This is a genomic window from Streptomyces carpinensis, assembly GCF_002154505.1.
Taxonomy (GTDB): Bacteria; Actinomycetota; Actinomycetes; order Streptomycetales; family Streptomycetaceae; genus Streptomyces; species Streptomyces carpinensis.
Window position 1 is genome coordinate 1 of record NZ_MUBM01000260.1, and the last position, 8,376, is coordinate 8,376.

The window sequence follows — 8,376 nt, forward strand, 5'->3', positions numbered from 1 at the left end:
GACAGCAGGGTGCCGAGGACGCCGAAGCCGACCTCGCCCGCGTTGCCGCCGATGAGGATGGCGATGGCGTCCGCGACGCTGTGCCACAGGGCGCGGCCCTCGCCGATGGCGTCGATCAGGACGGTGAGGTCGTCGTCGGTGAGCACGATGTCCGCGGCGTTGCGCGCGGCCGCCGAGCCGCGTGCGTTGATGCCCACGCCGATGTCGGCGGCGCGGATCGCCGCCGCGTCGTTGGCGCCGTCGCCGACCATGCCGACCACCCGGCCCGCGTCCCGCAAGGCCTCGACGACCTGGAGCTTCTGCTCGGGGGCCACCCGGGCCACCACGCCGGCGTCGCGCAGCATGCGGGCCCGGGCAGTGCGGTGGGCGGCGGCCAGTTCGTCCCCGGTGACCACCTGAGTGTCGGTCGGCCAGCCGAGTTCCGTGGCGATGGCGCGCGCGGTCTGCGGGTGGTCGCCGGTGAGCATGACCGGTCGCACGCCCTCCTCGTACAGGCCGTGCACGAGGGCCGTGGAGGTCTCCCGCGGCACGTCCGACAGCGCCAGCAGGCCGGTGAACTCCAGCCCCGACAGCGGCTTTTCGAGTACGTCCGACTCCTTCTCGGCCTCGGTGAGCCGCCGTTCGGCCACCGCCAGGACCCGCAGGCCGGCACCGGCCAGCGCGTGTGCCCCTTCGGAGGCGTGGGAGGGCAGGTCCGAGCAGGCGGGCAGAACGGTTTCCGGGGCGCCCTTGACCACGAGCACGCGCGGGCCGTCCGCGACGCGGCCGACTGCGGCCGCATAACCGCGGGCGGCCTCGAAGCCGAGGTCGTCGAGCTCGGTCCACTCCGGATCGGGGCCGGCCGCGTTCAGGACGGCCTCGTCGGTGGCGTGCACCGGCCGGTCGGAGCCGCCGTTCAGCCGCGGGCAGGCCCGCGCGGCGGCGCGCAGCGTGTCCGCGGCACCCTCGTCGCGCACCGCGTGGACCGTGCCGCCGGTGTCGCAGACGCGCACCACGCGCAGCCGGTTCTCGGTGAGCGTGCCGGTCTTGTCGAAGCAGATGGTGTCCATGCGGCCCAGCGCCTCCAGGGTGCGCGGGGTGCGGACGAGGACGCCGCCGCGGCTGAGCCGCCGGGCCGCGGCCAGCTGGGCCACCGTGGCCACCAGCGGCAGTCCCTCGGGAACGGCGGCCACGGCGACGGCCACGCCGCCGCTGACCGCGTCGTGGATGGGGGTGCCGCGCAGCAGCGCCAGGCCCGTCACCGTGGCGCCGCCCGCCAGTGTCAACGGCAGGGCCTTGCGGGTGAGTTCCTGCAGCCTGGCCTGGACTCCGGCGGCCGGGGGCGTGCGGGCGGCGAGGTGCACGGCGCGGGCGGCCTCGGTGTGGTCGCCGATGTCCACCACGACGGCCCGGGCCTGTCCGGCCACCACGGTCGTGCCCTCGAAGACCATGCACCGCCGGTCGGCGACGGCCGCGTGCGGGGTCGGGGCGGTCTGCTTCTGCACCGGGAGGGACTCTCCGGTCAGCGCGGACTCGTCGACCTCCAGGCCCTCCTCCCACAGCAGGCGCGCGTCGGCGGGCACCACGTCGTCCCCCTTCAGCTCGATCACGTCGCCCGGACGCAGCTTTCCGGCATCGACCGTTCGAGTGCCGCCGGCCGGTGCCTCCGTGTCCGGGGGCGCGACGCGCGCCTTCCGTTTCTGCTCGGCCAGCAGCCCGGACAGCGCCCGCTCGGCGCGCAGCCGCTGCACGCCGCCGACGAGGGCGTTCAGGTCGAGGGCACCGACGACGAGCAGCGCGTCCAGGACCGAGCCGAGGATCGCGGACGCCGCCGAGCCGACGGCCAGGACGGGGGTGAGGGGGTCGTGCAGTTCGCCGCGTACGGCCTGACCGAGGTCGTAGGTCCAGCGCACGGGGGCCAGACCGGGGTGCCGGGCGACGCCGCGGGCCGCCTTCCGGACCCGGGCGGTGGCCTGCTGGAACGGGGTCGGTTCGGCGGCCGATTCGTGCTTCAGGCGCTCGCGCGCCTCTTCCGAGTCCAGTTCGTGCCAGTGCACGCGTGGGCTCGGATGCGGTGCGCGGGCCGCCGCGACGCCCACGGCGGCCCGTGCACCGGACAGCAGGGCGGAGGCAGCGGCCGCGTCGACCGGTGCGTGCCGCAGCCCGGGCAGTACGGCGCGGCGTCCGCGTCCGCCCTTGGACTCGCCGACGGCGACGAGCAGCCCGGAGAGCGCGGCGCCGGACCGGGCCAGCATCTGCGCCCGGTTGCCGACCCCACGGGCGGCCGGGATCGCGGTCAGCACCCGCCACACGTCGGGCAGGCCGTGCACGGCCAGGATGTCCGCGCTCCACACGACGGCGCTGTCGCCGTCGGCGAGCGCCACGGCGATGTCGCTGCCGCGCAGCCCGGCCAGGACACCGGGGTCGTCGGCCGACCGCATCCGGGCGACCGTGAGCACCGCGCGCTCGTCCTCGCCGCCGCGCAGCGAGTACACCACGTCGTCCAGGGGCCGCCGGGCGTCCACGACCTGGTCGGCGAGGCCGGTGAGGTCCTCCAGGGCCGGATCGTCGACCAGGACGACCTTGAGCCGGGCCCGGCGGGCCGCGTCCAGTACGACCTCCGCCCACGGGTCCATGTCCCCTGCCTCGGTGCGCAACGCACTCGGGTGCAGGACGACGGTGCCGGCCATCTCCAGCTGCCGCAGCCGTTCCGGATCGCGCACCAGCACGCCGGTGCGGGCCAGCATCGCGCTCAGCACCGAATGGAACACGGCGGGCCCGTAGCGCGCGGCCTTGGGCGAGCCGGCCAGCACCGCCTCGGCCGCCTCCGCCACCTGGTGCTTGATCAGCAGCGTCGCCGCCGCCCCCACCAGACTGCCGGCGGAGGCGTGGTTGGCGTACTCCTGGGCCGGCGTGACGCGCAGCGCCGGCCGCGGGGCGTCACCGGCGGCGACACTGACCCGGTCGGGGAGGCACAGCCGGTCGTGGACCGAGTCGAAGGCGGCCGAGCGGGCCACCGTCTCGGCCAGTTGGCAGGCGCGCAGCACTCCGTCGAGCACGAGCGAGGTGGGGGTCTGCCCGGCGCCGTGGACGGCCGCGTTGCCGCAGGCCAGCAGGAGGTCCATCCGGGAGTGGCCCAGCCGGGCGCGCAGCCAGGCCCTGAAGCGCGGGTTCTCGCGCAGCAGCGTCATCGTGGCGGTCGCCAGGCGCGGTGACGGCGGCAGCCGCATGTAGTAGGCGGTCACCCCCACGGCGATGCCCACCACGTCCGCGGCGAGCGTGGCCGCGGCGTACCGCACCCCGGCGGGGTCGGCCGGATGCGTCATCTCCTCGGGGTCACCGCCCGCGAGCATCAGACCGTGCTCGGAGGCCAGATCGGCCGCGCGGTCCAGCACCCGTTCGGTGGCCTCCTCCTGGGTGACGGTGACGACCAGGCGTCCGAGTCCCTGGTCCCAGTAGGCGAAGAGCACGTCGGGGCGCTCGGCCAGGGTGGCCGCCACACGGCGCGCCAGGCGCTGCGTGCCGCCCGAACGCCGGACCCGCTCCGGCTCGGCGGGCCGCAGCGCGAGGTGCGCCCGCGTGCCGGAGCGCCAATGGCCCCCCGCGCCGGGCAGCGCGTTCCGAGCGACCCTCACCACCCGCACCGTCGCGTCCATGCCGTGCACGCCCGCGCGAGCCGTACCGGCTGCGGCCCCGGCGGCCACCCCGACCGCCGGGGCCGCGGCCCGCGCGAGCAACCCGGCGGCGGCCCCGGGAGCCCTCAGCAGACCGAGCACCGTACCTACCTCCCCTCAGCCGGTGGTGCGGCCGCGCCGCGCCGTCGGTCCGAGGGTCCCGGCGGACGCCCGGCTGGACGACTTGGTGGCGGAGGCCCTGCTCGACGACGCCTTCGCGGAGGCGGCCTTACGAGTGGCGGACTTGGTGGTGGCGGACTTCGTGGCGGCCGCCTTCGCGGTGGCGGCCTTGCGCGTGGACGCCTTGCTCGAGGCGGACCTGCTCGTCGCCGCCTTCGTCGTGGCGGTCTTGCTCGCCGACGGCTTGGCGGTGGAGGTCCGGCTCCGGGTCCCGGTGGACCTGAGGGCCGCGGTGCCGACGTCCTCGGCGGGTTCGCGGGTGGCGGCGGCGCGCTTGCGCGCGGCCTGCGGGCCGGTGGTGTCCGTGGTCGCGGTCGTGCCGGTGGCCCGTGCGACGTTGCGTGCCGCCGGCTCGCCGACGACCGTGGCGCCACCGGTTTCCGGGCCCCCGTCCGGTGCGGCATGTTCGGCGTGTCGGGGCCGTGGCTGGGTCAGCCAGGCCACGGCCGCGCCCGTGAGGGCGACCGGCCACTCCACCACCCCTGCGACACCGAGCACCCCGGCCCCCGTGTAGACCGCGAGCCGCCGCCCTCGCGGCGACACGGCGCCGACCTTGTCGAGCGTTCCCTGGGCTGCCCTGCCGACGAGCTCGGCGCCGGGTACCCGCCGCAGCACCGAGGCAGCGCCGTGCAGGGGCGCCGTGAGGACCGACGACGACTTCTGCTCAGCCATGACTCTCCTCGCCTTGGGGTGAGATCCCTTTCGTGGCCGGGTGCCCGCGGCTGTGCTGGTCATCCCGTCTTTCTCAGGGAACGTCAGGGAGTGCGCCCGCGCCACCGGGCCCGGCCGTCCAGGGGGCTGGCCGTGGCCGGCGTCCGACGCCCCGTGTCGGCCACCGCCGTACCCACCGTGCGTGAACAGGTACCGACCGGGTGTCACCAGAACGGCCAAGCCGCGCCCCCACGAACTCCGGCCACTTTCCACACCGGGCGTTGACTAGAAAGCGCTCGCACTCTACGTTCCGTTCAGCAGTGTGACCGGCAGGCGCGATAACGGCCCCCTACGGCCGCCCTGCCGAGCACCTCGTTCCGCAAGGCGTACGTCGTTCACATAGACGCACACATGTTCGCCTGAAGGGACACATCCGCATGCGCACTCGCCCCCCACGTACGCGCGCGCGAAGGTCTGCACTGGCGGCGGTCGCGGCCTCCGCCGCCGTCGCCGTGCTCGCGCTGCCCCAGCCGGCCGGTGCCGCGGAGAGTTCGCCGGTCGGGTTCGGTGGCGGGACGACCGGTGGCGGCAGTACCCCGGCGGTGACCGTCTCGACGCTCGACGCCTTCAAGTCGGCCGTCGCCGGCGACACGGCCAAGGTGGTCAGGGTCAGCGGCCGGATCCCGCTGAGCGGTCAGGTCGACGTCGGCTCCAACACCACGACAAGGTCTGCCAGTTCAACGGCGCGGGCAAGCTGACGGTCACCCGGTTCCAGGTCGAGGACTTCGGCAAGCTCGTCCGCTCCTGCGGCAACTGCAAGACGCAGTACAAGCGCACGATGGCCGTCAGCGACGTCGACGTGACGGCGCCGGGCAAGGCGATCGTCGGCATCAACCAGAACTACGGCGACACGGCGACGCTGAGCGGGATCCGCGTCCACGGAGACAGCTCGAAGAAGATCAAGCCGTGCGTGCGCTGCGAGGGCAACAACACCGGCAAGGAGCCGACGGAGGTAGGCAGCGGTCCGGACGGCACGTACTGCCGTTACCCGGCGTCCGACATCACCTACGACTGACGCGTCACCCAGGGCTGACGCCCTTCCGCTGCGGCCGAGCCGACTACCGCCCGGCTCGGCCCAGCATCTCCTCGGTCAGCTGTCGCCGGTGGTCCGTGTAGGCGGCACGCAGCTCAGGGCCCGGCCAGTGGGCGGGCAGCAGCGCGGCGGGCAGGACGGGATCGGCGAGCAGGTGCCGTACGACGGCCGCCAAGGCGGTGAAACGGTCCGCCGGGCGATCCGTGCGCGCCACATGCGCGAGCAGCGCCCGGGCCGTCGCCGCCCACGAGTCCAGCGGCCACAGGGCGGCGGCCAACTCGCGGGAGGCGCGGGCGGTGTCGTGCGCACCGTCGGTGGCGTCGTCGGGACGGGTGGTGAAGCGCCGCACCACGTCGTCGAGCCCGTCGGGCCAGGGCCGGCGCAGGTTGGCCGGGCGCAGCCAGACGCCCTCCCGGAGCTCGGCGAGCCTGAGGGCCGCCAACCCGGCACGCAGTTCGGCGCGTTCGGCCGGTCCGCGGCCGGTCGCCGTCACCACGGCCATCTCCCACAGCCCGTCCCAGTGCCGGGTCTGCGGGTGCACGGCGGCGTCCTGGCGCCGCTGACGCTCCAGGAGCCGGTCGCTGAGGCCATGGACGCCGCCCGCGCGCCGCAGGTCGCCGGCGGCCACCATCCGACTGAGCGCCGCCCGCAGGGTGGATCCGCCGATCCCGAAGGGCTCGACGGCCCGCACGAGGTCCTTCACCGGCAGCTCGGGCGGATGGGTGCCCAGCAGCAGGCTGAGGATCACGGACCGCGCGGACAGCGGGCGCAGGTCGACCGTGGCGGGCTCCCCGGAGACGTTCATGGTCACGTACTGTACGGATCCTCCCATGTTGCATCATTGCTGCGACCGCAGGAAAAGTGCAACACTAACCGCATGGCCTCGACACTCGCGCACGAGCAGCATCAGGACCGGCAACGGTCATGGGACGTGCAGGACGGACGTGACGGGCGGGACGAAGCGCCCGGGTACGCCACGCACGACGTCGGCAACCAGGCTCCCCCGCTGGCCCCCTATGACGCGTCCGACGACGCGGCGCTGCGGGAGGGCCTGCACCGGGAGGGCGCCGGATGGGCCGAGGAGAGCGTGCGGCGGCTCGGCGTGCGGGCCGGGAGCGCGGCGGTGCAGGAGTGGGCCGAACTGGCCAACCGGCACGAACCGGAGCTGCGCACCCACGACCGGTACGGCAACCGGATCGACGAGGTCGACTTCCACCCGAGCTGGCACCACCTGATGCGGGCGGCGGTCGCCGAGGGGCTGGCCGGCGCGCCGTGGGCGGACGACCGGCCCGGCGCCCATGTCGCCCGCACGGCGAGCGGGCTGGTGTGGGGACACACCGACGCGGGGCACGGCTGTCCCACATCGATGACGTACGCCGCCGTGCCCGCCCTGCGCGCCCAGCCCGACCTCGCGGCCGTCTACGAGCCACTGCTGACCAGCCGGCTCTACGAGCCCGGACTGCGGGTGCCGACCGAGAAGCAGGGCCTGCTGGCGGGCATGGGCATGACCGAGAAGCAGGGCGGGTCGGACGTGCGGACGAACACGACGACGGCCACCGCGACCGCCGAGCCGGGCGTGTACACGCTGCGCGGGCACAAGTGGTTCACCTCGGCGCCCATGTGCGACGTCTTCCTGGTGCTGGCGCAGGCTCCGGGCGGGCTGTCCTGCTTCCTGGTGCCGCGCGTCCTGCCCGACGGCAGCCGGAACACCTTCCGCATCCAGCGGCTCAAGGACAAGCTGGGCAACCGGTCCAACGCCTCCTCCGAACCCGAGTTCGACGGGACCGTGGCCTGGCTGGTCGGTCCCGAGGGGCGGGGCGTCAAGACCATCATCGAGATGGTCAACTGCACGCGTCTGGACTGCGTGATGATGTCGGCGGCGCTCATGCGCAAGACCCTCGTGGAGGCCGGCCACCACGCACGGCACCGCAGCGCCTTCGGGGCACTGCTGGCCGACCAGCCGCTCATGCGGAACGTGCTGGCGGACCTGGCGCTGGAGTCCGAGGCCGCCACGACGCTCACGCTGCGGCTGGCCGGCGCGGCCGACCGGGCGGTGCGCGGGGACGGCGGGGAGGCGGCGTTCCGCCGGATCGCGACCGCCGTCGGCAAGTACTGGGTCACCAAGCGGGGCCCGGCGTTCACCGCGGAGGCGCTGGAGTGCCTGGGCGGCAACGGCTACGTGGAGGAGTCCGGCATGCCCCGGCACTACCGCGAGGCCCCCCTGCTCTCCATCTGGGAGGGCGCGGGGAACGTCAACGCCCTCGATGTGCTGCGGGCGTTGGGGCGCGAGCCGGGCACGGCCGAGGCGCTGTTCGCCGAACTCNNCGTGACCCGTCTCAAGGACAGGCTGGACGAGGCCTCCCCGACGAGCGCGCGCCGGCTCGTGGAGCTGATGGCGCTGGCCCTTCAGGCCTCACTGCTGGTGCGCCACGCCCCGTCGGCCGTCGCCGACGCCTTCTGCGCCACCCGGCTGGGCGGCGACTGGGGGCACGCCTTCGGCACTCTGCCGGACGCCGCCGACCTCGACGGCATCCTGGGACGGGCACTGCCGGGTCGGGGCTGAGTCTCGCGGGCGAGTCCCGCGGGTCCGTTGATCCCGTCCGCCGATGCCGACGGTCCGATCGCGTCGGCTGATCCCGGCCGTCGGTGCCGGAGCCGCGTACGGCGGACTCGGCCGGGCTCCAGAGGCGGAAGGCTCCGGGAACCCGGGAAGTTCGGGCGCGCCCGCACACGCCGCGTGTGTGGGCGCGCGCTCCGGTTCACCGGGTCCTGAGTGTGCGGTCGCGCGCAACGGTTCAC

Annotated in this window: 4 protein-coding genes and 2 pseudogenes; 3 read left to right on the forward strand and 3 right to left on the reverse strand. The window is 74.8% G+C overall.

The window, feature by feature from the left end; all coding sequences use genetic code 11:
- Both BZY54_RS31390 and BZY54_RS55620 read right to left on the reverse strand, forming a co-directional pair.
- The coding region (locus BZY54_RS31390) for an HAD-IC family P-type ATPase (protein WP_086728711.1) at positions 1-3,755 on the reverse strand (3,755 nt) is incomplete at its 3' end.
- 15 nt (positions 3,756-3,770) lie between these two features.
- Positions 3,771-4,505: a hypothetical protein gene (locus BZY54_RS55620; protein WP_425276334.1), complete on the reverse strand. Its 735-nt coding sequence runs from the start codon at positions 4,503-4,505 to the stop codon at positions 3,771-3,773.
- A 416-nt stretch (positions 4,506-4,921) separates the two neighbouring features.
- Here BZY54_RS55620 and BZY54_RS31400 point away from each other — a divergent pair.
- Together BZY54_RS31400 and BZY54_RS31405 are read left to right on the forward strand one after the other, a co-directional pair.
- Positions 4,922-5,230, forward strand: a pseudogene (locus BZY54_RS31400) (pectate lyase family protein); the annotation flags it as partial.
- Positions 5,206-5,559: pseudogene (locus BZY54_RS31405) on the forward strand (pectate lyase); the annotation flags it as partial. The pseudogenes BZY54_RS31400 and BZY54_RS31405, both read left to right, overlap by 25 nt.
- 43 nt (positions 5,560-5,602) lie before the next feature.
- On the opposite strand, the gene BZY54_RS31410 reads toward BZY54_RS31405, so the two are convergent.
- Positions 5,603-6,409: a PaaX family transcriptional regulator C-terminal domain-containing protein gene (locus BZY54_RS31410; RefSeq protein WP_244217436.1), complete on the reverse strand. Its 807-nt coding sequence runs from the start codon at positions 6,407-6,409 to the stop codon at positions 5,603-5,605.
- A gap of 45 nt (positions 6,410-6,454) precedes the next feature.
- On the opposite strand from BZY54_RS31410, the gene BZY54_RS31415 reads away from it, so the two are divergent.
- Positions 6,455-8,140, forward strand: coding sequence for an acyl-CoA dehydrogenase family protein (locus BZY54_RS31415; RefSeq protein ID WP_244217437.1), 1,686 nt, complete (start codon positions 6,455-6,457; stop codon positions 8,138-8,140).
- Positions 8,141-8,376 lie beyond the last annotated feature (236 nt).

What these genes read in the sequence shown, in the direction of transcription:
- BZY54_RS55620 (WP_425276334.1), bottom strand. Translation starts at nt 4,505, where the DNA reads ATGGCTGAGCAGAAGTCGTCGTCGGTCCTCACGGCGCCCCTGCACGGC.
- BZY54_RS31410 (WP_244217436.1), bottom strand. Translation starts at nt 6,409, where the DNA reads ATGGGAGGATCCGTACAGTACGTGACCATGAACGTCTCCGGGGAGCCC.